Source organism: Staphylococcus sp. FSL K6-0223, from assembly GCF_038008285.1.
The window spans coordinates 334,104-360,318 of record NZ_JBBOYX010000001.1; the positions used below are offsets into that span (position 1 = coordinate 334,104).

Genomic DNA, 26,215 nt, shown 5'->3' on the forward strand with positions numbered 1-26,215 from the left:
ATTTTTAATACGTAAAGGCATATAATGAATGACAGAGAAGGAGTGATATGAAATGATTAAAGATTTAGTGCAACGTTTACAAGATAAGGAAAAGCGTATGATCGAGATTCGAAGACATTTACATGAATATCCTGAGTTATCATTTCATGAAACTGAGACACCCAAATATATTGCTAATTTTTATAAAGATAAAGAGTGTAAGGTAGAAACAAATATAGGACAAAATGGTGTAAAAGTAACGATAGATAGTGGTAAACCTGGGAAAACGATTGCTATTCGAGCAGATTTTGATGCGCTTCCCATTCAAGAAGATACTGGTTTATCATTTGCTTCTAAAAACGAGGGAGTCATGCATGCGTGTGGACATGATGCACATACAGCATATATGCTTATTTTGGCAGAAACATTGATAGAAATGAAATCTCAGTTCAGTGGCAAAGTAATTGTTATTCATTAACCCGCTGAAGAAATGCCACCTGGTGGAGCTAAAGGTATGATTGAAGATGGCGTATTGGATGGCGTTGATCATGTTTTAGGCACCCATGTGATGACTAATATGGCTCCTGGTAAAGTCTATTATCATAAGGGTAACGTTCAAACAGGACGTTCTTACTTTAAATTAATTGTAAAAGGTGAAGGAGGACATGGTTCTTCTCCGCATACTGCAAATGATGCGATTGTAGCGGGAGCTAATTTCGTTACTACCGCTCAAACAGTGGTCTCACGTCGCCTTAATCCATTTGAAACGGGTGTCGTCACAATTGGATCATTTGATGGTAAAGGTCAATTTAATGTGATTAAAGATAAAATAACCATTGAAGGTGACGTTCGCGCTTTGACAGATGCTACACGCGATCGTATTGAAACGGCTTTAAAACAAATGGTTCATGGTTTGGAAGAAACATTTGGTGTAAATTGTGAATTTACATTTAGTAAAGATTATCCTGCATTGTATAATGATCCTGACTTTACTGAATATGTTGCAGAAACCATTAACCAAGCAAAATTAGCTGATGTTAAAGGCATAGAAGTATGCGAACCTCAACCGCCATCTGAAGACTTCGCTTTTTATGCTAAAACATTGCCAAGTACTTTTATATATTCTGGAGCAAAACCGAGAGAGGGTAAAGCATATCCACATCATCATCCTAAATTTACGATTGATGAGTCAAGTATGTTAGTTGCAGCAGAAGCAGTAGGTGCAGTAGTATTAAACTATTTAACTATTGAATAAGCAGTCAAAATATATATTTAAGCAATAATTCTACATTTTTAAAGTAGAAGTCAAGTGTATACTCTAGTATTAAAGAATTTGTCATGATAGTATTATCCTATATCTAGATATTGGGGTGAGTTGATGAGTTTTTATGATTTTATGCAAGGATTTATTGATGATAAGACCCCATTAGGTGAACTTGCATCATGGATAAATCAAGACCAAAATTTTCCAAAACATGAATATCTTGCTGAAAATATACTTGATTACTTTTCTAAGACGTCGATGTTGGATCATGAATTCTTAGAAATTGTTAAACGTTCCCTTTCATTATATGAAGGAAGATAGAGATGAATAGCAGAATTAAAAATGATAGCTTAAAGCTAGTTAAGAAATGAAGGAACTAAGAAGTGACTTTAACTGATAGTTATAAAACATATGTAATAGAAGAAAAAGAAGAACGGACTATGTCTATCGAAAAAAATAATGATGTTCAATTATATACAGTACTTGAGTCAATAAACGAGTTAACAAACGATTCAATATGTGTTTTGAATCACTTGTTTGTTAATGAAGGTAATGAACCTCAATTTGAATCTAAATTTTTAGAGCGCACTAAATATTTACAAGATGTGCCAGGATTCAAAGCTTTACGTTTTTTACGTCCTCAAACTAAGCATCGTCATTATATTATTTTGACGTTATGGAAAGATCGACAATCGTTCTATGATTGGCAAAGTTCAGCCGCTTATGATAAAACGCATAAAAAAAGAGGCACTAAACAAGGTGTCGATAATAAAATAGTTAATCGCGATTTATCTTATAATGTAAGAATAGAACTTGCTAATTTAGAAACGAATGTTGATATAGATAATATATTTAATATTCAAAGATTAAGTTTCTAAAAAAGTAATATACTGGTATAGAAACTTAATCTTTTTTATATTTAAAACAAATACCGCATAGGATTGCGTGAAATTAAGATGTGTGATTTTATGAACGATGAAAACTTAAAAATTGGAAGGAAAATAAAGTAATGAATCATTTAAATTTATTAGCACCAGAGACATATAATATTGTATCTGAAATAGAAAAACATGCTTCAAATCAAAGTAAACAAGCAATTATTTATGAAAACGGTGTAGAAGAACCCATTAGTGTTACATACTCTGAATTAATTAAAAACGCTAATAAAGTAGGACATGTATTATTAAACCATGGACTAAAAAAAGGCGATAAAGTGTTAATCATGATGCCACGTGCTATCATCACGTATGAACTTTATATTGCAGCATTAAAATTAGGTATTGCAATTATCCCAAGTTCTGAAATGTTAAGAACAAAGGATTTACAATATCGTATTACGCATGGAGAAATTAATGCAGTTATTGTATTAGCTGATTTTATAGAAGAATTTAGAGATATTGAAGAATATAACGAATTAACAAAATTTGTGATTAACGGAAATCAAGAGAATTGGATTAGTATTGAAGATGAAAAAGCAAAGCAAAGTGATAAATTAGACATAGCCAATACAACAAGAGATGATGTTGCTATTTTATCTTACACTTCTGGAACTACAGGTAATCCAAAAGCTGTTACACATTCTCATGGTTGGGGATATGCTCATATGAAAATGGCACCTGAACATTGGTTAGCTATAAAAGAAGATGACTTAGTGTGGGCAACAGCTGCACCTGGTTGGCAAAAATGGGTATGGAGTCCATTCCTATCTATTATGGGATCAGGAGCGACAGCATTTGTGTATAATGGTAAATTTAATCCTTCCCGTTATTTATCACTATTACAAAACTTTAAAATTAATGTGCTTTGCTGTACACCAACAGAATACCGTATGATGGCAAAATTAGATAACTTAGATCAATACAATTTAGATCATTTACACAGTGCAGTATCTGCAGGGGAACCATTAAATAGAGAAGTAGTTGAACAATTCCGTAAACATTTTAATTTAACAGTGCGTGACGGATATGGACAAACAGAAAGTACGTTACTAATTGGTTTCTTAAAAGATACAGAACCACGTCCTGGTTCTATGGGTAAAGCTATTCCGGGTAGTCGTGTAGCAGTTGTTGATGATGATGGAAACAAAGTGGATACAAATGTAAAAGGTAATATAGCATTACCACTTGATTTCCCTGGATTATTTAAAGGTTACTTTAAAGATGAGAAACGTACAAAAGAGGCACATGCAGGAGATTATTACATTACTGGAGATTTAGCACATATCGACGAAGATGGCTATTTCTGGTTTGAAGGTCGCCGTGACGATATTATTATTAGTTCTGGTTATACTATTGGACCTTTCGAAGTTGAAGATGCACTCACAAATCATGAAGCGGTAAAAGAATGTGCAGTTGTAGCAAGTCCACATCCAATTCGTGGCAATATTGTTAAAGCATTTATTATTTTAAAAGAGGGCTATAAACCAAGTGATGATTTAGTGAAAGAGTTACAAACTTTCTCTAAAAAAGTAGTCGCACCATATAAATATCCACGTGCGATTGAATTTGTAGAAGATTTACCAAAAACAAACTCTGGCAAAATTCGTCGTGTTGAATTACGCGATGCTGAACGCACAAAATATAACAACGCTCAAAATAAATAATCATATTCACCACACTGATAAATTAGTATGTCACTAATTTATCAGTGTTTTTTTATGATGAGAATACTGATGTATCAGATAACATGAATATTGAAAATTTGTCTATATTTAGAAAAATTAAAAATAAAGATAATTTTAATTGTATTTCACGTGTTATTATGACATACTTTTAAATAATTAGTATGACATAATAAAAATTTGAGGTGATTTATAATGACTAAATATATTTATGCGTTTGATGAAGGACAAAAATCAATGAGAGATGTATTGGGAGGTAAAGGAGCTAATCTATCTGAAATGAAACGCTTAGGTTTACCTGTACCAGATGGTTTCACCATTACCACAACAGCATGTATTGAGTATTTAAAACAAGGTAAGTCATTATCTACTGACATCAAAACAGAATTAATTGATCACTTGGCTTCATTTTCAGAGAGAACCGGAAAAATATTCTCTTCTGATACTAATTTATTACTTGTTTCTGTAAGAAGTGGTGCAAAAATTTCTATGCCAGGAATGATGGATACAATATTAAACTTGGGCTTAAATGATGAGAATGTAGAAAAATTAGCTAAAAAAACTGGGGATAAACGTTTTGCTTATGACTGTTATCGTCGTTTATTACAAATGTTTGGTGAAGTCGTATATAGTGTACCTATGCAAGCATTTGATACATATTTCGAACAGTATAAAAAACAACATCATTTTGAGAATGACGCTGCCATTAGTGCAGAGGGTTTAAAAGAAATTTGTAAGCGCTTTAAGGAAATATATGTAGAAGAAGTACATAAACCTTTCCCACAAGAGCCTTTGAAACAACTGGAAGAAGCTATAGAAGCTGTATTTAAATCTTGGGATAATGATCGTGCTCGTATTTACCGAGATTTAAATGATATTCCACATGACATCGGCACAGCAGTAAATATCCAAGAAATGGTTTTCGGTAATAGTGGAGATAATAGTGGAACAGGTGTTGCTTTTACGCGTAATCCAGTGACTGGCGAAAATAAATTATTTGGTGAATATTTACTTAATGCACAAGGAGAAGATGTTGTTGCTGGTATTCGTACACCTAAAGATATCTCAACATTACATGATCAAATGCCAGAGGTTCATCAAGCATTTGTAGATGTGACAAAACAATTAGAAAAACACTATAAAGATATGCAAGATATTGAATTTACAATTGAAAATGGACAATTATATTTACTCCAAACTCGTAATGGTAAACGTACAGCACGTGCAGCTATTCAAATTGCTGTAGATTTAGTGAATGAAGGTATTATTACTAAAAAAGAAGCAATGAAAAAAGTTGAAGTAAAATCAATTGATCAACTGTTGCATCCTAATTTCGATGAGTCTTCATTAAAAGAAGCAACAGTTGTATCTAAAATGGGATTACCTGCGAGTCCAGGTGCTGCAACAGGTCAAATTGTATTTACTGCTGAAGAGGCGAAAGCACAATCAGATCAAGGTAAAAAAGTGATCTTGATGAGACCAGAAACGTCTCCTGAAGATATTGAAGGTATGATTGCAAGTGAAGCGATTGTAACCACACATGGTGGCATGACGTCTCATGCAGCAGTTGTAGCTCGTGGAATGGGTAAATGTTGTGTGACAGGATGTTCTGATTTAGAAATTAATACGAGTGCTAAGACGGTATACTATGGCAATCAAACACTACATGAAGGAGATATGGTTTCAGTTGATGGTTCAGAAGGTGACATTTATTTAGGTGAGATTAAAACAGTCAATGCTGAGCATAGCGAGTCATTCAATCAATTTATGGAGTGGTCAGAAAAGACAGCTCGTTTAAAAGTACGTATGAATGCAGAAACACCTCAAGATATTAAAGTGGGTTACCAATTTGGTGCTAAAGGCATCGGATTAGTACGTACAGAGCATATGTTCTTTGGGGCTGAGCGACTAGTAGAGATGAGACGTTTCATCTTATCATCCTCTCGTGAAGACCGTCTCGAAGCACTTAATCATATTAAACAATATCAAGTAGAAGACTTTAAAGAAATTTTTAAATTATCAGGTGAACATCCTACAATAGTACGTTTACTTGATCCGCCATTGCATGAGTTCTTACCACATTCTGAAGAGGATATTGCGAATGTTGCGAAGCAATTAAATATTTCAAAGGAAACATTAGATAAACGCATTGTGGATTTAAACGAAGTGAATCCAATGCTTGGACATCGTGGTTGTCGTTTAGCCATCACATACCCTGAGTTATATGAAATGCAAGTAGAAGCGATTATTGAAAGTGTATTTAAATTAAAAGAAGAAGGCATTCAGTGTAAACCAGAAATTATGATTCCGTTAGTGTCTACAGTCGAAGAATTTACTACTTTAAAAGAAAACCTTGTTAAGACTATTGATCAATTAGAAAAACAACATCAAGAAAGCGTAGATTACTCAATGGGAACAATGATCGAAACGCCTCGTGCATGTCTTATTTCAGACGAATTAGCAAAATATTGTGATTTCTTCAGCTTTGGTACGAACGATTTAACACAATTGTCATTTGGTTTTTCTAGAGATGATGCAGGGAAGTTTATAAATGTGTATACTGAAAGAAATATATTGAAACTTGACCCGTTCCAAACATTAGATGAAGATGGCGTTGGAAAACTAATTGAAATGGCAGTTAAACAGGCAAAGAAAGTGAACGAAAATATTAAGATTGGTGTATGTGGTGAATTAGGTGGAGATGCAAAATCTATTCATTATTTCAATCACTTACCAATTGATTATGTATCATGTTCACCATTCCGAATTCCAGGAGCAATTTTAGCGACTGCTCAGAGTCAAGTGGAGGAAAGTGAGTAATCAAAAATGAATGAAGTCGAGTCACAAGCACATAATTTAAAATTATTTATTGTTTCAGATTCAATTGGAGAAACTGCTCAACGTATGATTCATGCAACTTTAACCCAGTTTCCAGATTTAAATAATGTAGAAATAAAAAAATTTCCTTATATTAAAGATGAGGAAGAATTTTTAAATATATTAAATTTAGCGAAAGAACACCACGCAATAGTAGCTACGACATTAGTAAGTGAATCATTTAATGCACTTGGTCACGAATTTGCTAGAGAACATCATATCCCATATGTAGATTATATGTCTGATTTAATTAGCATTATTGAACACGTGACAGGTGAAAAACCATTGATGGAAAGTGGTGCGTTAAGAAAGTTAAATGAAGCTTATTTTAAGCGTATTGAAGCGATTGAATATTCAGTTAAATATGATGATGGTAAGCATTTTTCTGATATAGGCGAAGCGGATGCGTTGATTGTAGGGGTATCACGTACTTCAAAGACACCATTAAGTATGTATTTAGCGAATAAAGGCTACAAAATAGCAAACATTCCTTTAGTACCTGAAGTTAGTATTCCAGACAGTGTTTTTAAGCAAAAAGGGTTACAAGTATTTGGATTAACTGCAAGTCCACAGTATATTGCAAATATACGAAAAAGTCGTGCTGAAACATTAGGTTTGTCGAAAGAGTCTCAATATAATAATTTAAATCGTATAAAAGAAGAACTCAGTTATGCAGAAGAAGTATTTAAAAAATTAAATGCTACAGTGATTAATACTGAGTATAAATCAATTGAAGAATCAGCTTTTTATATTGAAAAGTTTTTACAAAATAATAAATAATCATTATATAAGGTTGTAAGTAAATCATTAAGTGATTGTAATGACATCATGTTATAATAAAACTTTGATCATTCAACTATTCTTACTATTTAACTTATATTGATAAATTTTTTGCTTAATTTAATGATAATGAATTCATTAATTCGAATATTTAAGTTTTTCTGATTTACAATTGACTATATTTGTTTTAACATAGTAATGAAAGACTTAACACATTACTAAAACAATATATTGATTACTAGATATTAGGGAAACAAGAGCAACAGGTAATTATAATATATTGTGAAACATAATTTTTGGAGAGGTGTACAAACATGACAGAATCAAAAGATATGATTATTGTCGGTGCTGGTGTAATTAGTACAACAGTTGCATCTATGTTCAATGAACTTGTACCTAACTGGAACATCGATCTTTATGAACGTTTAGATCGTCCAGGTATCGAAAGTTCAAATGAACGTAACAATGCTGGTACTGGTCACGCTGCATTATGTGAATTAAACTATACTGTAAGACAACCAGATGGTACGATTGACATTGAAAAAGCAAAAGAAATTAACGAACAATTTGAAATTTCTAAACAATTTTGGGGTCATTTAGTAGAATCAGGACAAATTAAAGATCCTAGAGATTTCATTCATCCTTTACCACATATCAGTTTCGTACGTGGTAAAAACAACGTTCAATTCTTAAAAGAACGTTACGAAAAAATGAAAGATTTCCCTATGTTCGATGATATCGAATACACTGAAGACATCGAAGTAATGAGAAAATGGATTCCATTAATGATGCAAGGTCGTTTCGATGATGGCTTAATGGCTGCTAGTAAAATCGACGAAGGTACTGACGTTAACTACGGTGAATTAACTCGTAAAATGGCACATAACTTACAAAACGACGATTCAAACGTAAACGTCAACTATAATCATGAAGTACAAGACTTCAAACGTTTATCTAACGGTAAATGGCAAGTTAAAATTAAAGATTTAGCTAACAATAAAGTCTTTACTAAAGAAGCTGACCATGTATTCATCGGTGCTGGTGGTGGATCTATTCCATTATTACAAAAAACTGGTATCGAAGAAGGTAAACATATCGGTGGTTTCCCAATCATTGGTCAATTTATCGCTTGTACAAATCCAGAAGTTATCGAACAACATGATGCGAAAGTTTATGGTAAAGAGCCACCTGGCACACCACCAATGACTGTTCCTCACTTAGATACTCGTTATATCGATGGTGAAAGAACATTATTATTCGGACCATTCGCAAATGTTGGCCCTAAATTCTTAATTCACGGTTCTAACTTAGATTTATTCAAATCAGTTAAACCACACAATATCACTACGTTATTAGCTGCAGCAGTTAAGAATATGTCATTACTTAAATATTCATTTGACCAAATCATCATGACTAAAGAAGGTTGTATGAACCACTTACGTACGTTCTACCCTGAAGCTCGTGATGAAGATTGGCAAGTATATACTGCTGGTACACGTGTACAAGTTATTAAAGATGATGAAAAAGAAGGTAAAGGATTCATCCAATTCGGTACAGAAGTGGTTGACTCTAAAGACCACTCTATCATTGCTTTACTTGGTGAATCACCAGGGGCTTCTACATCAGTTTCAGTAGCGTTAGAAGTTATCGAAAGAAACTTCGAACAATATTTAGATGAATGGAAACCAAAAATCAAAAAAATGATTCCTTCATATGGTGAATCATTAATTCATGATGTTGACTTAATGAGAAAAACTCGTCGTTTAACATCTAAACAATTAGAATTAGGTTTCTATGAAAATACTAATGCTAAATAAGAAAAATTAGAAAACTGTTAACAGGACATCACGTTCTGTTAACAGTTTTTTTATTAAATAAATTTAATGGTTATAACTGCTTAAAAACATGAAAAAAGTGATGAGCACGTGACTCATCACTTTTAAATAAAAATCTGACTATTAATTTTTATTTACTGAAGCATCGTAGATTGAATCTACTGCATCGCCTAAAGCTTTATCAAATTCTTCTTTTGATTGGCCTGCACGTAAATCACTTGCTAATGCACGTGAGAAGCTTGCAATTAATTCATCATTGTCTTTTAATAATTTGTTTGCTTCGTCTCTGCTGTAGCCACCAGATAATACAACAACACGAACAACATTTGGATGATCAGCTAATTCTTTGTATAAGTTAGCTTTAGTAGGGATAGTTAATTTTAGCATTACTAATTGATCATCATTTAAAGAATCTAAGCCTTTTTTAAGTTCAGCTTTTAATACTTCTTCGATTTCAGCTTTGTCTTTAGCGTTAATGTTTACTTCAGGTTCAATGATAGGTACTAAACCTTTAGCAATGATTTTTTTAGCAATTTCAAATTGTTGTTCAACAACGTCTTTGATACCTTGTTCATTTAATTCTAAGATGTTAGAACGCATTTTAGTACCGAAGATATGACGTTCAACTGCACGGTCTAAAGTTTCATCTAAGTTGTCGATAGGTTTCATTAATTGGACACCATTTTGCTCTTCAGCTAAACCTTTGTCGACTTTTAAGAAAGGAACGACACCTTTATCAGCTAAGTAGTCACCAGTATATTTACCTTCAACTTCACGATCCATAGTTTGTTCAAATAGAATCGCACCTAAAATTTTATCTGAAGTAAATGAAGGTGAAGTGACAACACGTGTACGCATATCATGTACAAGTTGGAACATTTCGTCATCATTGCTGTATTGATCTTCGTTTACACCATATTCTTTTAATGCTTTTGGAGTACTACCACCACTTTGGTCTAATGCAGCGATGAATCCTTTCCCATGACTTACTTTTTCTAATTGTTCTTTATTCATTATGCCTTTCACTCCTTTAATAAACTTTCAATATCATTATCGTAAAAAATAATAATATTCTCAAGTATAAAGTAATTAATTATTGAAATTTCTTAATTAACAATTTACAATTTTATGAAATTACCGTATTTATACATTTAATGTAAACATTCAAACATATTCAAAGGGGATTGTTATGAAACAACGTATATTAATTATTGGTAGCCCTGGTTCTGGAAAATCAACATTGGCATATCAACTACATTTAAAATATCAACTGCCACTTTACCATATTGATCAAATTCAATGGCTTAATAATAAAAACGTCATTACTTTTGAAGAATTAAAACAAAAACTTGAATCTATTGTAGTAAAAGAGGAATGGATTATTGATGGAAATTATTCTAGTACACTTAGTATGAGATTAAAATATGCAACTAAAGTCATATGGATTAAAGAACCAAGAGTAAAATGTATACTTAGAGTAATCAAGCGTTACATATATTCACTATTTAACAGAGAACATATCGGAGGAAATCCTAAAACATTAAGTTTTGAATTTATTAAGTATATTTGGGATTTTCCTAAAAATAATGAGCAATTTATCATGCAACAAATGAAAAGATCAATACCAAATGTTCAGTGGATCATCGATGATTCTAAAGCATTATCTTTACGTTTTCTTTAAAATTTTAATATATGTAAATATTAAATAGAATATTTTATAAAACTTTAGTGTATCGTATATTTTTTGTTAAAATATGCTATTCTAAAGTAAGTTAAGTTCTTATTAATTGAAGTTAGTCTTTATTTTTAAATCGTTTATATATGATAACTAAGTTCTTAATTAATACTTATATACTTTCTTGGAGGAACAGTAATGAAGAAAAATAAAATTTTTGCTGTATTAACAACAAGTGCTCTATTATTGGCGGCTTGTAGTAATGGAGATAATGCATCTGATAGTGGACAAAAAGATGGAAATCAGAAAAATGAGCAATCTAGTAATAAAAGTGGTAATAGTCAAAGTGATGCATTGAAAAAGAATAATGATAAAAATACAAATGAAAATAAAGTAGAGTATCCTAAAGATGGTGTTAAAGGGATTTATGTAACAAGTAATTCTACACAGGGTGCTAAAATGGATGAGTTAGTTAAATTAATCAAAGATTCTAATTTAAATACCATGGTTATCGATGTGAAAGATGATACAGGTAACATTACTATGAAATTAAATACAGGCAATAAACAAGTGGATAAAAATACGCTTGATATTGTAGATGGTAAAAAATTATTAAAAAAACTACATGATAATAATATTTATCCAATTGCACGTATTGTGACATTTAAAGATACAAAATTAGCAAATGAACACCCTGAATGGACATTCAAAAATAGTGATGGTTCTGTTTGGACAAATGGTAAAGGGGATAGCTTTGTTAATCCATTTATGAAGGAAGTATGGAAGTATGATATTGATGTTGCAAAAGCAGCTGCAAAAGCAGGCTTCCAAGATATTCAATTTGACTATGTACGCTTCCCAGAAGGATTTGAAAATCAAGCAGATAGCTTAACTTATAATAAAGGTGAATATAAAAATAGTCAGATGAGTTCAGGCGATCAACGTGTGGATACAATTACTAAATTCTTAGAATACGCAAATAAAGAATTAAAACCAATGGGAGTTAATGTGTCAGCTGATGTATTTGGTTATTCTGCATTAGTTGAAAATGCACCTGGTATTGGTCAAAGCTTCCCTAAAATTTCTAAAAATGTAGATGCCATTTCATCAATGATTTATCCATCTCATTGGAGTAATGGAGATTTCGGTTTACAAGCACCAGATACTGAGCCATATAAAACAGTTAATCGCTATATTCAAAAAGAAAATAGTTTATTAGATACATTAGGTAAAGATAAGCCTATTTCAAGACCATGGATTCAAGACTTTACCGCTTCATATTTAGGGGCTGGTAATTATATTGATTATGATGCAAAAGCGATATCTGAAGAAGTTCAAGCTTTAAAAGATAACGGTGTGAATGAGTTCTTATTATGGAATGCAGGTAATGATTATACAGAAGGTGTTAATTATAATCCAAAAAAAGGCAATGCTAAAGAACAAGACCCTGAAGGTGTAGAACAAACTAAAAACAAAGATGATCAACATTCTGATAGTCAAGATAATGAACAAGCGGATAATAAAAATAAATAATATAGAGACAGTTTCTTGTATATTAATTTAGTATGGAAATGATTTATCTTGTAGAACTATTTAAACGAAATCATGATTAAACAAAAGGAGTGAGTCAGAATTCATTTTGAATTCGTTGACTCACTCCTTTTTTATTTATTAAAAATGTTTAGTAGATCAATAAGAATGACTATGATGTTTTTGTTTCAGTAATAATGAAGTTCCCATAACTAATAGAAGTGAGGCTAAAAGTTGAGTTGAGTGTTGTTGTGTAACGTCTCCAGTACTTGGGAGCGTTTTAACAGAAGATTGTGATGTTTGAGTATCTTTAAGTGACTTAGATGATGGTACCTCAGAAGAAGCAACCGTTCCTACATAATAACGGTTGAGTTCACGTGCACAATCAACAGAATGAACTTGTTTATGATTAGAAGAGGTTGTTTTAGCGGCTTTAGCGATACCTGATTCTGCATGAATGCGTGTATCTTGAAGTTGATTAAAGTCACTATATCTACCATTTTTGTACTCAACTTCGCCATTTTTATGAACTTTATACATTCCACTACCTTCATTTAATCTATTATGACTTATAATTTCAAAGTATGCGCCTTTGTCAACAGTACGACCCAATCGTTGTAGGTTTGGATTACCTCCACTATTAGATAATGCCTCTGTAGCAATTTGTTTAGCATTTTCTTTAGTCACTAAGTTAGCAGTATGTGCTTCTACAGATTGAGTCGTTGTAAGTAGCATTGTACTTGTTAAAAGTGTAGATGCAACGAAAGATACTTTCTTCATAATGAAAACCCCATTTCATTCATGATCAATTACAACTAGAGTGTAGCATTTGAATAGATCAGAAACAGGGATTTTAAAAAAAACATAATAAATCTTTAACTTAACTTAAAGAATAAATAATTTGTAAACATTAAATCAATATTTATCACATGATTTATATAGGACATTAATACTTCTTTTTAGAAAAATATGGAATGGAACAAGCCATTAAAATCATAAAAATAATATGAGCAATCATCCATAAACCGTATTCATTCCAGCTAAAGTGAAAGAATGAACGCTTTGCCATAACGACGAGTGACGGATAAAGAGAGCCAAAAACAATCATTAATAAGACATAACTTATTTTATATAATGGTTTAAAGACGTGATAAATAAGTAAGAAAATAAAATATATTAACCATCCTATAAAAACATGAATGGCTAGTTCTAATAATAACGGCGTTTTGCTTGGATCAATTAAGAAATCGATGTTAATTAACAATAAAGTAAGATGAGTCGATTGAACTATGCCATCCATGATAGTCATTGTAATTAATAAGATAATACTTATAACTAAAGCACTAAGACAATGATAAAAATAACGGATCATAATTTTCCTTCCTTCTTATATACATACTATAAGAATATTCCCTGAAATATTAGATTTAACACTTTTTAAATTTTTAGAATATTGAAAAAACATGTTGACCAAAGTTTAAATCAATGATAAGTTATTAATAATTCAATAATCTATTAACTCTTATCAAGAGTGGTGGAGGGATGTGCCCTACGAAACCCAGCAACCGTCATTGTATGACATGGTGCTAATTCACATAAAGTTAATCATACTTTAGAAGATGAGAGAAAGTGTGTCGATGCTTTCTCTTAATAGTTGAAAGTATTTTTTTATGTCTTTACATATCTAGTAAGAGGAAATGAGAATTGAAAATTTATAAAAAGGTGTCAATACATATGAAAAAATTAATAGGTATGATCAGTATTTTGTTAGTAACGATAACGCTAGCAGCTTGTGGAAATCAGAAAGAAGATAATAAAAAAATTACCGTAGCAGCGTCGCCAGCACCTCATGGTGATGTGTTAAAAAAAGCTAAGGAAGAAATGAAGAAAAAAGGATATGATTTAGAAGTCAAAGAAGTTAATGATTATAAGGTGCCTAATAAATTATTAGATAAAGGTGATGTTGATGCGAACTTCTTCCAACATGTCCCATATTTGAATGCTGAAAAGAAAAGTCATGGTTATAAAATTGAAGAATTAGGTAAAGTGTTTACGACGCCTATGGGTGTATATAGTAAAAAATATAAAAATTTAAAAGACATTCCAGATGGATCGACGATTTACGTTTCTAATAATCCTGCAGAAGAAGGACGTTTTTTATCTTTCTTTGTTAATGAAGGATTAATTAAATTAAAAAAAGGCGTTAAAATTGAAAATGCAAAATTTGAGGATATTGCTGAAAATAAAAAACACTTGAAATTTAACCATCAACAAGGTGCAGAGTTTTTACCAAAAACATATAAGAATGGTGAAGGAGCTGCAGTCATTATAAATTCAAACTATGCGCTTGATAATGGTTTAAAACCGTCTAAAGATGCTATTGTTATGGAAGGTAAATCATCACCATTTGCGAATACGATTGCCGTGCAAGAAGGTCATAAAAATGATGAAAAATTCCAAACATTATTAAAAGTTATGCAATCTAAAGAAATCAAAGCGTATATTAAAAAAGAATATGGCGATGATGTTATTCCATACGAAAACAAATAAGTCATAAAAGGTCTCTATTAGAGGCCTTTTATGATTTATATTTATCATTGTTTAAAAGATAGAAACAATATATTTTAATTTTTCTGAAAATATTTACAAATCTGACAATTATTAGTAAGATATTGATTATTATCACAAGAATTGAAGTCAATAAAGAAAGTTAGATATAAGTTGTTGATACTTTGGGAGAGGATGAGTCAATTTGAGTAAAGCAGAGGATATGATAAAAGAAGAGAGCAAGTATTTTGCTACTTCAGGACGTATAAAATATTATCCATTAGTGATTGATCATGGATATGGAGCAACTTTAGTAGATATAGATGGAAAAGAATACATCGATTTGTTAGCTAGTGCAAGCTCACAAAATGTGGGTCATGCACCACAACAGGTAGCAGAGGCGATTAAAAAGCAAGTAGATAAATTTATTCATTATACCCCCGCATATATGTATCACGAGCCTTTAGTGAAACTGTCTAAAAAGTTATGCGATATTGCGCCAGGTGATTATGAAAAACGTGTCACATTTGGTTTGAGTGGTTCGGATGCGAATGATGGTATTATCAAATTTGCACGTGCTTATACGGGACGACCCTATATTATCAGCTTTACAAATGCTTATCATGGCTCTACATTTGGAGCGTTATCAATGTCGGCTATCAGTTTAAATATGCGTAAACATTATGGCCCTTTATTAAATGGTTTTTATCATATTCCATTTCCAGATAAATACAGAGGGATGTTTGAACAATCTAAATCAAACACTGTTGAAGAATATTTAGCGCCATTGAAAGAGATGTTTGCTAAATATGTTCCAGCTGAGGAAGTAGCTTGTATTGTGTTAGAAACGATTCAAGGAGATGGTGGACTATTAGAACCAGTAGAAGGCTATTTTGAAGCACTTGAAGCGTTATGTCGAGAATACGGTATTTTAATTGCTGTTGATGATATCCAACAAGGATTAGGTCGTACAGGTTCTTGGAGCTCTGTGGACCACTTTAACTTTACACCAGACCTCATTACATTTGGTAAATCATTAGCAGGTGGATTACCAATGTCAGCGATTGTGGGTCGAAAAGAAATTATTGAAAGTCTTGAAGCACCAGCACATCTATTTACGACAGGGGCAAATCCAGTAAGTTGTGAAGCGGCTCTTGCTACGATTGAAATGATAGAAAACGACGACTTACTAACAGCTAGTTCTGAAAAAGGAAACTACGTGCGTCAACGTATGAATCAATGGGTAGATCAATACGATTACGTAGGAGATGTGCGCGGTATTGGGTTATCTATTGGAATTGATATTGTTAAAGACAAACAGTCAAAAGAAAGAGCTGCTGAAGAAGCATTGAAAATTTGTAATTACTGTTTTGAACATGGTGTAGTGATTATTGCAGTTGCTGGGAACGTCTTACGTTTTCAACCGCCACTCGTTATTACTTATGAACAGTTAGATAAAGCGTTAGATGTTATTGAAGAAGCGCTTCAAGCACTACAAGATGGTAATTTAAATCAATATAGTATAGAAGGACAAGGTTGGTAAAATATATTAAAAGAGCAAGAAAAGACATTAAGTGAATGTCTTTTCTTGCTCTTTTCAGTATACTTCCCTTAAAAAACAATTGAATGTTTCTAAAGGGGATATGAGAAATATAAGTAGTTCATTATCTTAATCTTTTGGTACGACATAATCATCTTCATCATTCTTTTTAGAATGTTTAATACCATAGAATACATAAATAACAATACCAACTAAGAACCAGATTAATGTATAAAGTTTAGCTTCAAAACTTAATCCCCAGAATACAAGCAAGACTAATAAAAAGGTAATGACAGGTAATACAGGGAAGAACGGTACTTTAAATGCTGGAATTGGTAAATCTTTGCCTTCACGTTTTCTTAAACTATACATTGCAATAGATACAAACATAAATGCGATTAATGTACCTGCTGAAATTAATTGAGCTAAGAAAGCAAATGGGAACATGGAACCAATTAAAACACCGATAATAGTGAGAATAACAAGCGCTCTATTAGGTAAATGTTTATCATTTAATTTGGCTAACCAAGAAGGTAATAATCCGTCACGACCAAATGAATAAAGTAAACGTGAACCAGCTAACATCATACCGATTAATGCTGTAAACATACCGATGACTGAAATAGCTTGAACTACTGCTGCTACTACACCATGTCCACTTTGACGAAGTGCCCAACCAACAGGTTCAGCATTCCCAGCATATTTTGAATAATGGAACATACCAACTAATACTAAAGCTACAGCTACGAATAAAACAATCGCAATGATTAATGATCCTAAAATACCACGTGGCATCGTTTTTTGCGGATTAATAGCTTCAGCTGAGTTGGCAGCAATTGAATCAAATCCTATGTATGCCAAGAAAATCATTGATACACCTGCATAAATACCTTGCCATCCACCAAAATCACCAGTTGCAGTGACTTTATGCTCAGGAATAAATGGAACATAATTACTTGCTTGAATTGCTGTTAATCCAACAATAACGAATAAAACAATCGCTAGAACTTTTAAAATAACAAGAATATTTTCGATACGAGCAGCTTCACTCATACCACGAGATAATAATAATGCAGTTAAAATAATAACAATTGCTGCAACTAAGTCTATAATTCCTCCATTTGCACCAAAAGGGTTAGATAAAGACTTAGGTAACGCAATACCTAAAGGAGACACAAGTCCTCTTAAATTGGCTGAAAAACCAGAAGCTACAAAGGCAACGGCAATAAAGTATTCGGCAAGTAATGCCCAACCAGCTACCCATCCAAAGAATTCACCAAATAAAACGTTAATCCAAGAATATGCAGAACCAGCAAAAGGCATGGCTGCAGCCATTTCGGCATATGAAAATGCAACTAAACCAGCAACAATTGCAGCTAATAAGAAAGATAAAGCTACGGCTGGACCAGCATGCTCTGCTGCTACTACACCAGGTAAAGTGAAAATGGATGTTGATACAATAGTACCTACACCTAATGCAAGAAAATCTTTAACACGTAACGTACGTTTTAAATGTCCATCTTTACTTTGATAGATAGTGGGATCTTCTTTTCTAGTAAAATTTTTGAAAAAACTGGCCATAATTATGAACCTCCACTAATAAGTTTAAAATTTAATTAATTAGCTTGTTAGCTATATAACATTTATTATCATAGCATAAAAGAACGGTATTTTGTCTAAAATTTCTGAAAATTTCAAGTTTTCTTACTTTTTATTAAACAAGAATACATAACTAGAAAATTTAAATGATAGATTTGATTATATCAGATAAATCTAAAATAAAAACAACAAAAAAGAGTATATTTACTCTAAAAATATAAAAAAGTAGTAATTATATCAATATTGGTACTATAATTATAGAAGACAAGTCAAGTCATTAGACCTTTTTAATTGTGTCATTTTACAATGGTTAAAGTATATTGACCTATTCCAATATGGAATGGTTACTATCGAAAATATGTATTTTATTAATGTTTCGATGCGTACTATAATAAGAAACGTAATAAAGTTACAACGTATTCAAATGTTCTAATAAGTATGTTTTACTATCATTCCCTTAAACATGACATATATAATAGAAAACTCCCATCTCATATTTGAATATGTCTAATTAACTGAGGTTACACTTCAACTTTAAAAATTGAAGTTATTTAAATATAAAGAAGCCGCAATTAACATGTGACTAAGTCTTTCCCTCTTTTTCCCTAAAAAAATAGACATGTGTGTGGCTTCTTTTTAATTGAGTATAAAAAAATAGAAAAGTAATTTTGAAATAAAAACTTTAAATTACAAATGTAAACTTGAAAGGATATGAATATAAAATGGCTAAAGAAAACTATTCTGCTGCAGATATGGTCATTGATACTTTAAAAAATAATAATGTGGATTATGTATTTGGTATTCCAGGTGCAAAAATCGACTATTTATTCGATGCATTAGAAGATGATGGCCCAGAACTTATCGTTACACGTCACGAACAAAATGCTGCAATGATGGCACAAGGCGTTGGACGTTTAACAGGTAAACCTGGTGTTGCATTAGTAACAAGTGGTCCAGGGGTAAGTAACTTAACAACTGGATTATTAACAGCTACTTCAGAAGGTGACCCTGTATTAGCAATCGGTGGTCAAGTTAAACGAAATGATTTATTACGTCTTACTCACCAAGCTGTAGATAACGCTGCGTTACTAAAATCATCAACTAAATATAGTGCAGAGGTTCAAGATCCTGAATCATTATCTGAAGTTATGACAAATGCAATCCGCACTGCAACTTCTGGTAAAAATGGTGCAAGTTTCATTAGTATTCCACAAGACGTTATTTCATCTCAAGTGCAAAGTAAAGCAATCGACTTACCAGAAAAACCTCATTTAGGGGTACCAGCAGATGAAGAAGTGAATGAAGTGCTTCAAGCGATTAAAGATGCTAAATTCCCTGTATTACTTGCAGGTATGAGAAGTTCTAGTGAAAAAGAAACAGAAGCAATTCGTAAATTTGTTGAAAAAACAAGCTTACCTGTTGTAGAAACTTTCCAAGGTGCTGGTGTGATTAGTCGTGAATTAGAAGACCATTTCTTTGGTCGTGTTGGTTTATTCCGTAACCAAGTGGGTGACGAATTACTAAGAAAAGCTGACTTAGTAGTTGCAATCGGTTATGATCCAATTGAATACGAAGCAAGTAACTGGAATAAAGAATTAGATACTGAAATTATCTCAATTGACGAAGTGCATGCTGAAATTACAAATTACTTACGTCCTAAAAAAGAATTAGTAGGTAATATTGCAGGTACAATTCAAATGATGTCAGAAAAAGTATCTGAACCAATTATTGATCAAAAACATTTAGATGACTTAGAAGAATTAAGAGCAAATATTATCGAAGCTACTGGCATTAAATATGAACATGAAGACGGTATTTTACATCCAGTAGAAATTATCAATACAATGCAAAAAACGTTAACTGATGATACAACTGTTACAGTAGACGTAGGTAGTCACTATATTTGGATGGCTCGTAAATTTAGAAGTTACAATCCAAGACATTTATTATTCAGTAACGGTATGCAAACTTTAGGTGTTGCGTTACCATGGGCTATAGCAGCTGCATTAGTACGTCCAAACACACAAGTTGTATCAGTTGCTGGTGATGGTGGTTTCTTATTCTCAGGTCAAGATTTAGAAACTGCTGTACGTAAAAAATTAAATATCATTCAATTAATTTGGAATGATGGTAAATACAACATGGTTGAATTCCAAGAAGAAATGAAATATAAACGTGCAGCTGGTGTAGCATTTGGTCCAGTAGATTATGTTAAATATGCAGAGTCATTTGGTGCGAAAGGTATTCGAGTAACAAGCCCAGAAGAACTTGAAGCTGCAATTAAAGAAGGTTACGAAACAGAAGGACCTGTTTTAATTGATATTCCAGTAAATTATAAAGATAATATTAAATTATCAACAAATATGTTACCAGATTCTTTAAATTAATTTTCTAAAAATAGGAGTGAATATTAATATGGGTCATGTATTATATCAACATGGTACATTAGGTACATTGATGGCAGGTTTATTAGAAGGAACTGCCACAATCGATGAATTATTAAAACATGGTGATTCAGGACTAGCAACACTTACAGGTTCAGACGGTGAAGTTATCTTCATTAATGGAGAAGCTTACCATGCAAATGAAAAAAAAGAATTCGTTAAACTTAAAGGTGATGAATTAACACCTTTTGCAACAATTACTAAATTTGAAGCAGATGAATCTTATGAAACTTCTAATAAAGATTCTGAAACAGTATTAAATGAAGTAAAAGAACATATGTTAAGTGATAATTTATTCTCAGCAGTAAAAATCACTGGTAAATTTAAAAAAATGCATGTTCGTATGATGCCAAAACAAGAACCACCATATACAAGATTAATTGATTCAGCACGTAGACAACCTGAAGAAACTCAGGAAGATGTTAACGGTACAGTGATTGGCTTCTTTACACCTGAATTATTCCATGGTATTGGTTCTGGTGGTTTCCATATTCATTTCGCCAACGATGATCGTAATTTCGGCGGACACATTTTAGATTTTGAAGTAGATGATGTAAAAGTTGAAATTCAAAACTTTGAAACATTTGAACAACACTTCCCAATCGATAATAAAACATTCACTAATACTGAAATTGATTATGCAGATATCGATGCAGAAATTAGAGAAGCTGAATAATATATCATCATTAGAGTTCGAATCGTTTAAGATTCGAACTTTTTTATTTCATTAAAATAATATTTTAAGCAATTCAATTTAATGGTATAATGATTTCGAATTTTATGTTTATGGAGGTATATAGGATGCAATGTCCAAATTGTGGTCAGTCATATCAACAAGGAGATTTATTTTGTGGAGAATGTGGAACGAAATTAGATCAGATTACACCATCTACAACAACACCAGAATCATTAAACTTGGATAGTCATATAAACAAAAGTGTAAATCACTCTACTTCAAGTTCTGTTACTTCGCCAAATGCTATATCAAAAGAACAGCCTACAGTGAATCAATACAACAATATTGAGTCATCTCAAACGCAAGATGCACCTGATTATACATCTTATCAACAACGTTATGGTAATCCTAGTGCTTCAAGTCAAAAAGTTAAATCTGTTGTCGAAGAAAGTAAAAAATTCTTTAAACAAGTGTTTAAACGGCATGATACAATCATTGAGAGTCATCATTCATTTAGTTACTCATTATTAGCTTCATTAGTGATAGTGGGCTTATTAATTTTAGGATTTTTTATTCATTTTATGATTGAAGATAGTTTTGGTTATATCGTTTCAGGAGTATTTACTATTGTTCTAAGAGTAATACTAGGCATCGCTATTGCTATAGCTATTCTTTTCTTTATTACTTATGGAGTGATACGTTTAACTGTACTTCAACCTTTTCAAATTAAAAAAGTTTTGTCAGACTTTATTTTAACGAATACATTATCAGTGCTTATACTTTTGTTAGGATTTATTTCACTATTTTTAAAACTTTATATTTTAAGTGGGGTATTAGGAGTATTTTCGATTATCTTATTATTCACATCATGTATATATTTAATTGCTAAATATAGTGTAAATAGAAAATTACGTATCCCTAGTTTTTACGGTGTTATCATATTTTTCGTTATTATTGGATTTGCATTACATTTATTTGGATCATCGTTAATTAGTCAATTCGATGATTTCGGAGTACTACGTAGATTATTTGGAAGAGGTTTTAGTGGCTTATTGTAAGCATTATGGAAGTAAATTTGTTCCAATTTAAAATGTATGTACTCAATGTGATACGCGTGTCATTAATGAATTTAAGTAATCACCATCTTTAAGAAATAATATAAAAAATACATAGGGCAATAAAAATTTTCAAAGAAATAGAAGATGAGGCTATTAAAAAAGTTCAAGATATAGTAAGTCGATAATATCTGATATATTTTTATTGTATAAGTCTCAAACTAAAAATAATATATAATATTTTATAAGGAGAATTGAGAAATGTTAAATGCTGAACCTATGATTAAGAAGATGAAAAATCAAAAAATCAATTATGATAGGGTGTTGAAAAAACTGATTAATCAATGGGAGCGTGAAGGCGTTCGCCCTAAAATTTTATTACATAGTTGTTGTGCACCTTGTAGCACATATACATTAGAATATCTATCTCAGTATGCAGATATTGCTATTTATTTTGCTAATCCTAACATTCATCCTAAAAATGAATACTTAAGACGTGCCAAAGTCCAAGCACAATTTGTAAAAGATTTTAATGAGAAGACTGGATATTCGGTAAAATATATTGAAGCTGATTATCAGCCATATGAATTCATGAAGATGGCGAAATCGCGTGGTCTTACTGAAGAACCTGAAGGTGGAAAACGTTGTACAGCGTGTTTTGAGATGCGTTTAGAGCTTGTCGCAGAAGCAGCAGTGAAGTATGGATATGATTATTTCGGTAGTGCATTAACATTATCTCCTAAAAAGAATGCTCAATTAATTAACGAACTCGGTATGGAAGTTCAACGATTATACAATACATATTATTTACCTAGTGATTTTAAGAAAAATAAAGGTTACGAACGGTCTATAGAAATGTGTAATGATTATAATATATTTAGACAATGTTATTGCGGATGTGTATTTGCAGCGATGGAACAAGGTATTGATTTTAAAAAAATTAATCGAGAAGCTAAAGCATTTTTAGAACAATTTTAAAAGGAGTAAGAGAGAATGAGTTAACCATTCTTTCTTACTCCTTCGCTTTTAGTTATAACGTACGATGGATAAAACGCACAATAGCTAAAATAGCAATAACAAGGGCAGATAGTAGTCCAGCAATTTTTATACCTTTCTTCTCTTTTTCAGGTTTAGGATCTTTATTTTCCATCATTTCTAATAGTTCACGTTCAATTTCAAGATCCAAAGCTGTTTTCTTTTCACCATTGTAACCGATACTATTATCGTATTCTTGAGAAGATTTGGCATCTTCAATGTTATTCTTATCTTTAGTTTGTGACTTTGTTTGTTTATCTTCTATAGTCATCAACATACCCTCCGATAGTACGTGCTACGTGTAATATTAGTATAGTACACTTTATCGTTTAGTGAAATATTTTAACGTCTAGCATCTAGTCCAATAATCTCACTAATATGACTATAATGGTTTGCTTTTAAATATTTAGCAATATCTCGATTAATCTTTTTAGTTAAACCAGGGCCTTCTATCACGAGGGATGAGTAGATTTGTACAAGTGACGCACCATTTCGCATCATTTGAATAGTATCTTGTGCACTAAAAATACCACCTGTACCAATGATTAAAAATTCGCCATTCGTTTGTTGATAAGCCCATTTTACAAGTTCTAAATTACGTTTAAATAAAGGTCGACCACTTAATCCTCCGTCTTCTACTTTATTTGGAGAAGATAATCCATCACGTTGACGTGTGGTATTGGCTAAAATCATACCATCAAAGGTTTCTGTAATTTGAGGTAAAATAGTTTTAAAACCTTCAAGTTCTAAGTCTGAAGTTAACTTTAAAAAGATTGGGACATTCACTTCGTGTTGTGCTTTATAATCTGTTAAAGCATGACATAACATTGAAAATTCATCTTTATCATGGAAACTTTGTAAGTTTTCAGTATTAGGTGAGCTAATATTCACAGTGAAAAATGATACATCTGCTTTAAACGCATCGATGACTTTAATATAATCTTGATAACGCTCTTCGTAAGGTGTCGTTTTATTAACGCCCACATTTAAACCTACAGGAATAGTGTAAGCATGACGTCTTAAATTCCATAAAGCTTTATTCATCCCCATATTATTAAAGCCCATACGATTGATTAAGGCATCATCTTCAAGTAAGCGATACATACGCGGTTTAGGATTGCCATCTTGTGGTTTAGGTGTAATGCCACCAAGTTCAAGAGCACCGAAACCAGCATTTTCAAGTGCTTTAGGCACTTCACATGATTTATCAAAACCAGCAGCTAAACCAACTGGATTTTTAAATGTTATCCCTTTAATGTTTTGTGAAAGAGAGGGGTGTTCATATGTAAATAATTTATTTACAAAAGGTAGTAAAAAAGCGTTTTTCTGAGTGAATTTTAAGGCATCTACTGTTAATCCATGTGCCTTTTCAGGTTCGATTTTGAATAAAAGAGGTTTAATTAATTTGTACATAATAATGCTCCATTTCATTGTATTTGAGGCTTACGATCCTCATTTAATATCATTGAAAAAACATTCCTTTAATAGACTAGCACGTTCGATTAAAAATGAATAGTCAAATTTGAAAGTGTTTGAAAAATTGCCTAACTTTAAATCATTTTGGAATGACAAAGGTTAAAGCACATCCATTTAGGTAATAGAATAGTAGATAAAGAATTGGACTAAGGAGGATAATTAATGAAATCAGAATGGAAAAATCAATTACCTTTAGAGGGTATTCAAGATATTTCACCAGTAAGTGGTGGAGATGTAAATGAAGCATTTAAAATTACAACAAACAATGATATATATTTTTTATTAGTTCAAAGAAATCGTAAACCCTCTTTCTACGCTGCCGAAATGGCTGGACTAGAAGCATTTGAAAAAGCAGATATTACAGCACCAAGAGTGATTGAAAACGGCGAAATTAATGGCGATGCGTATCTATTACTCAGTTATTTAGAAGAAGGCAGTAAAGGAAGTCAAAAAGAATTAGGACAACTTGTAGCCAAAATGCATAGTTATCAACAGTCAGAAGGTAAGTTTGGATTCGAGTTACCTTATGAAGGGGCTGATGTCTCATTTGATAATACATGGTCAGAGTCTTGGAGTGAAATTTTTGTAGAACGCCGTATGGATCATTTAAGGGATGAACTATTACGTAAAAATTTATGGAATGAAGAAGATAATAAAGTATACGAACAAGTACGTTCTGTTATGATTAATGAATTAGAAAATCATAATAGCAAACCGTCTCTTTTACACGGTGATTTATGGGGCGGTAATTATATGTTTTTAAAAGATGGGCGTCCCGCTTTATTTGATCCAGCCCCGTTATATGGAGATAGAGAATTTGACCTAGGTATCACTACTGTCTTCGGTGGATTTACACAAGAGTTTTATAATGAATATGAAAAGCATTATCCTTTAGGAAAAGGAGCAGAAAAACGCTTAGAGTTCTATAGATTATATTTATTCATGGTGCATTTAGTTAAATTTGGTGGTATGTATGCAAGTAGTGTGAATCGTTCAATGGATCACATATTGGCCTAATAAAATACTTCGGGTTAAGTCGTCTTAATCCGAAGTATTTTCTTTCGTCTTTAATGAAGTCATCATATCATTAGATGTTAAAACGAACGATGAAGTGGATACATTACTGCATAAAGTGAAAGCGTTAGGTGGTAAGGTGATTGATGAACCTAAGACTTCTCAAGGTTATTACGGTGCAACATTTGCTGATCCAGATGGACATAAATATAATTTCTTAGTTTGTTAGTTCAATTAATTTTATAAAATACGCCAATTAATATACGCCC

Annotated in this window: 21 protein-coding genes, 2 pseudogenes and 1 riboswitch; of the genes and pseudogenes, 17 read left to right on the forward strand and 6 right to left on the reverse strand. The window is 32.0% G+C overall.

Annotated features, from left to right (window positions below; genetic code table 11):
* Positions 1–52 precede the first annotated feature (52 nt).
* From MHI13_RS01565 to lqo, 7 genes and pseudogenes are all read left to right on the forward strand, one after another.
* Positions 53–1,234 (forward strand): annotated as a pseudogene (locus MHI13_RS01565) (amidohydrolase).
* Positions 1,235–1,357: 123 nt separating this feature from the next.
* Complete coding sequence (locus tag MHI13_RS01570; RefSeq protein ID WP_017175440.1) at positions 1,358–1,564, forward strand: YozE family protein; 207 nt, start codon at positions 1,358–1,360, stop codon at positions 1,562–1,564.
* Positions 1,565–1,683: 119 nt separating this feature from the next.
* Positions 1,684–2,121 (forward strand): antibiotic biosynthesis monooxygenase family protein, encoded by a 438-nt coding sequence (locus MHI13_RS01575; RefSeq protein WP_202596562.1) that lies wholly within the window; start codon positions 1,684–1,686, stop codon positions 2,119–2,121.
* Between the two features lie 131 nt (positions 2,122–2,252).
* Positions 2,253–3,845, forward strand: a complete 1,593-nt coding sequence (gene mbcS, locus MHI13_RS01580; protein ID WP_017175438.1) for an acyl-CoA synthetase MbcS — start codon at positions 2,253–2,255, stop codon at positions 3,843–3,845.
* Between the two features lie 213 nt (positions 3,846–4,058).
* Positions 4,059–6,683, forward strand: coding sequence for a pyruvate, phosphate dikinase (gene ppdK / locus MHI13_RS01585; protein WP_017175437.1), 2,625 nt, complete (start codon positions 4,059–4,061; stop codon positions 6,681–6,683).
* A gap of 6 nt (positions 6,684–6,689) precedes the next feature.
* Positions 6,690–7,520: a pyruvate, water dikinase regulatory protein gene (locus tag MHI13_RS01590; protein WP_017175436.1), complete on the forward strand. Its 831-nt coding sequence runs from the start codon at positions 6,690–6,692 to the stop codon at positions 7,518–7,520.
* Positions 7,521–7,834: 314 nt separating this feature from the next.
* On the forward strand, positions 7,835–9,337 hold the full coding sequence (gene lqo, locus MHI13_RS01595; protein ID WP_002449218.1) for an L-lactate dehydrogenase (quinone): 1,503 nt from the start codon (positions 7,835–7,837) through the stop codon (positions 9,335–9,337).
* A 141-nt stretch (positions 9,338–9,478) separates the two neighbouring features.
* On the opposite strand, the gene MHI13_RS01600 is transcribed toward lqo, so the two are convergent.
* The gene (locus MHI13_RS01600) at positions 9,479–10,369 is read right to left on the reverse strand and encodes a fructose bisphosphate aldolase (RefSeq protein WP_002449395.1); all 891 of its coding nucleotides are present in this window, start codon (positions 10,367–10,369) and stop codon (positions 9,479–9,481) included.
* A 175-nt stretch (positions 10,370–10,544) separates the two neighbouring features.
* Here MHI13_RS01600 and MHI13_RS01605 point away from each other — a divergent pair, with 175 nt between their 5' ends.
* On the forward strand, positions 10,545–11,036 hold the full coding sequence (locus MHI13_RS01605) for a topology modulation protein (RefSeq protein WP_017175435.1): 492 nt from the start codon (positions 10,545–10,547) through the stop codon (positions 11,034–11,036).
* Between the two features lie 192 nt (positions 11,037–11,228).
* On the forward strand, positions 11,229–12,563 hold the full coding sequence (locus MHI13_RS01610; protein WP_070548521.1) for a putative glycoside hydrolase: 1,335 nt from the start codon (positions 11,229–11,231) through the stop codon (positions 12,561–12,563).
* A gap of 156 nt (positions 12,564–12,719) precedes the next feature.
* On the opposite strand, the gene MHI13_RS01615 is transcribed toward MHI13_RS01610, so the two are convergent.
* Together MHI13_RS01615 and MHI13_RS01620 are read right to left on the reverse strand one after the other, a co-directional pair.
* Entirely contained in the window at positions 12,720–13,340 is a 621-nt protein-coding gene (locus MHI13_RS01615) for a cell surface protein (protein WP_285327761.1), read from the reverse strand.
* A gap of 166 nt (positions 13,341–13,506) precedes the next feature.
* Positions 13,507–13,932: a hypothetical protein gene (locus MHI13_RS01620; protein WP_070548518.1), complete on the reverse strand. Its 426-nt coding sequence runs from the start codon at positions 13,930–13,932 to the stop codon at positions 13,507–13,509.
* 147 nt (positions 13,933–14,079) lie between these two features.
* Positions 14,080–14,186: riboswitch (SAM riboswitch) on the forward strand.
* A gap of 108 nt (positions 14,187–14,294) precedes the next feature.
* Here MHI13_RS01620 and MHI13_RS01625 point away from each other — a divergent pair.
* A complete protein-coding gene (locus MHI13_RS01625) occupies positions 14,295–15,110 on the forward strand; it encodes a MetQ/NlpA family ABC transporter substrate-binding protein (protein ID WP_002449288.1) in 816 nt (271 codons plus the stop codon).
* A 202-nt stretch (positions 15,111–15,312) separates the two neighbouring features.
* The gene (locus tag MHI13_RS01630; protein WP_070548516.1) at positions 15,313–16,650 is read left to right on the forward strand and encodes an aspartate aminotransferase family protein; all 1,338 of its coding nucleotides are present in this window, start codon (positions 15,313–15,315) and stop codon (positions 16,648–16,650) included.
* Between the two features lie 126 nt (positions 16,651–16,776).
* Here the strand turns inward: MHI13_RS01630 and MHI13_RS01635 are convergent, their stop codons facing one another.
* Positions 16,777–18,228, reverse strand: a complete 1,452-nt coding sequence (locus MHI13_RS01635) for an APC family permease (protein ID WP_070548514.1) — start codon at positions 18,226–18,228, stop codon at positions 16,777–16,779.
* Positions 18,229–18,968: 740 nt separating this feature from the next.
* Between MHI13_RS01635 and alsS the strand changes: the two genes are divergently transcribed.
* From alsS to MHI13_RS01655, 4 genes are all read left to right on the forward strand, one after another.
* Positions 18,969–20,633, forward strand: coding sequence for an acetolactate synthase AlsS (gene alsS, locus MHI13_RS01640; protein WP_070548512.1), 1,665 nt, complete (start codon positions 18,969–18,971; stop codon positions 20,631–20,633).
* 28 nt (positions 20,634–20,661) lie between these two features.
* On the forward strand, positions 20,662–21,366 hold the full coding sequence (gene budA / locus MHI13_RS01645) for an acetolactate decarboxylase (protein WP_002449310.1): 705 nt from the start codon (positions 20,662–20,664) through the stop codon (positions 21,364–21,366).
* 125 nt (positions 21,367–21,491) lie between these two features.
* Positions 21,492–22,424, forward strand: coding sequence for a zinc ribbon domain-containing protein (locus MHI13_RS01650; RefSeq protein WP_017175102.1), 933 nt, complete (start codon positions 21,492–21,494; stop codon positions 22,422–22,424).
* A 258-nt stretch (positions 22,425–22,682) separates the two neighbouring features.
* On the forward strand, positions 22,683–23,399 hold the full coding sequence (locus MHI13_RS01655; protein ID WP_017175101.1) for an epoxyqueuosine reductase QueH: 717 nt from the start codon (positions 22,683–22,685) through the stop codon (positions 23,397–23,399).
* A gap of 52 nt (positions 23,400–23,451) precedes the next feature.
* On the opposite strand, the gene MHI13_RS01660 is transcribed toward MHI13_RS01655, so the two are convergent.
* A complete protein-coding gene (locus tag MHI13_RS01660) occupies positions 23,452–23,727 on the reverse strand; it encodes a hypothetical protein (RefSeq protein WP_070548510.1) in 276 nt (91 codons plus the stop codon).
* Positions 23,728–23,798: 71 nt separating this feature from the next.
* The gene (locus tag MHI13_RS01665) at positions 23,799–24,869 is read right to left on the reverse strand and encodes a quinone-dependent dihydroorotate dehydrogenase (protein WP_048762268.1); all 1,071 of its coding nucleotides are present in this window, start codon (positions 24,867–24,869) and stop codon (positions 23,799–23,801) included.
* Between the two features lie 225 nt (positions 24,870–25,094).
* Between MHI13_RS01665 and MHI13_RS01670 the strand changes: the two genes are divergently transcribed.
* Together MHI13_RS01670 and MHI13_RS01675 are read left to right on the forward strand one after the other, a co-directional pair.
* Complete coding sequence (locus MHI13_RS01670; protein WP_070548508.1) at positions 25,095–25,949, forward strand: fructosamine kinase family protein; 855 nt, start codon at positions 25,095–25,097, stop codon at positions 25,947–25,949.
* A gap of 52 nt (positions 25,950–26,001) precedes the next feature.
* Positions 26,002–26,175: pseudogene (locus MHI13_RS01675) on the forward strand (VOC family protein); the annotation flags it as partial.
* Positions 26,176–26,215 lie beyond the last annotated feature (40 nt).

What these genes read in the sequence shown, in the direction of transcription:
- MHI13_RS01570 (WP_017175440.1), top strand. Translation starts at nt 1,358, where the DNA reads ATGAGTTTTTATGATTTTATGCAAGGATTTATTGATGATAAGACCCCA.
- MHI13_RS01575 (WP_202596562.1), top strand. Translation starts at nt 1,684, where the DNA reads ATGTCTATCGAAAAAAATAATGATGTTCAATTATATACAGTACTTGAG.
- mbcS (WP_017175438.1), top strand. Translation starts at nt 2,253, where the DNA reads ATGAATCATTTAAATTTATTAGCACCAGAGACATATAATATTGTATCT.
- ppdK (WP_017175437.1), top strand. Translation starts at nt 4,059, where the DNA reads ATGACTAAATATATTTATGCGTTTGATGAAGGACAAAAATCAATGAGA.
- MHI13_RS01590 (WP_017175436.1), top strand. Translation starts at nt 6,690, where the DNA reads ATGAATGAAGTCGAGTCACAAGCACATAATTTAAAATTATTTATTGTT.
- lqo (WP_002449218.1), top strand. Translation starts at nt 7,835, where the DNA reads ATGACAGAATCAAAAGATATGATTATTGTCGGTGCTGGTGTAATTAGT.
- MHI13_RS01600 (WP_002449395.1), bottom strand. Translation starts at nt 10,369, where the DNA reads ATGAATAAAGAACAATTAGAAAAAGTAAGTCATGGGAAAGGATTCATC.
- MHI13_RS01605 (WP_017175435.1), top strand. Translation starts at nt 10,545, where the DNA reads ATGAAACAACGTATATTAATTATTGGTAGCCCTGGTTCTGGAAAATCA.
- MHI13_RS01610 (WP_070548521.1), top strand. Translation starts at nt 11,229, where the DNA reads ATGAAGAAAAATAAAATTTTTGCTGTATTAACAACAAGTGCTCTATTA.
- MHI13_RS01615 (WP_285327761.1), bottom strand. Translation starts at nt 13,340, where the DNA reads ATGAAGAAAGTATCTTTCGTTGCATCTACACTTTTAACAAGTACAATG.
- MHI13_RS01620 (WP_070548518.1), bottom strand. Translation starts at nt 13,932, where the DNA reads ATGATCCGTTATTTTTATCATTGTCTTAGTGCTTTAGTTATAAGTATT.
- MHI13_RS01625 (WP_002449288.1), top strand. Translation starts at nt 14,295, where the DNA reads ATGAAAAAATTAATAGGTATGATCAGTATTTTGTTAGTAACGATAACG.
- MHI13_RS01635 (WP_070548514.1), bottom strand. Translation starts at nt 18,228, where the DNA reads ATGGCCAGTTTTTTCAAAAATTTTACTAGAAAAGAAGATCCCACTATC.
- alsS (WP_070548512.1), top strand. Translation starts at nt 18,969, where the DNA reads ATGGCTAAAGAAAACTATTCTGCTGCAGATATGGTCATTGATACTTTA.
- budA (WP_002449310.1), top strand. Translation starts at nt 20,662, where the DNA reads ATGGGTCATGTATTATATCAACATGGTACATTAGGTACATTGATGGCA.
- MHI13_RS01650 (WP_017175102.1), top strand. Translation starts at nt 21,492, where the DNA reads ATGCAATGTCCAAATTGTGGTCAGTCATATCAACAAGGAGATTTATTT.
- MHI13_RS01655 (WP_017175101.1), top strand. Translation starts at nt 22,683, where the DNA reads ATGTTAAATGCTGAACCTATGATTAAGAAGATGAAAAATCAAAAAATC.
- MHI13_RS01660 (WP_070548510.1), bottom strand. Translation starts at nt 23,727, where the DNA reads ATGACTATAGAAGATAAACAAACAAAGTCACAAACTAAAGATAAGAAT.
- MHI13_RS01665 (WP_048762268.1), bottom strand. Translation starts at nt 24,869, where the DNA reads ATGTACAAATTAATTAAACCTCTTTTATTCAAAATCGAACCTGAAAAG.
- MHI13_RS01670 (WP_070548508.1), top strand. Translation starts at nt 25,095, where the DNA reads ATGAAATCAGAATGGAAAAATCAATTACCTTTAGAGGGTATTCAAGAT.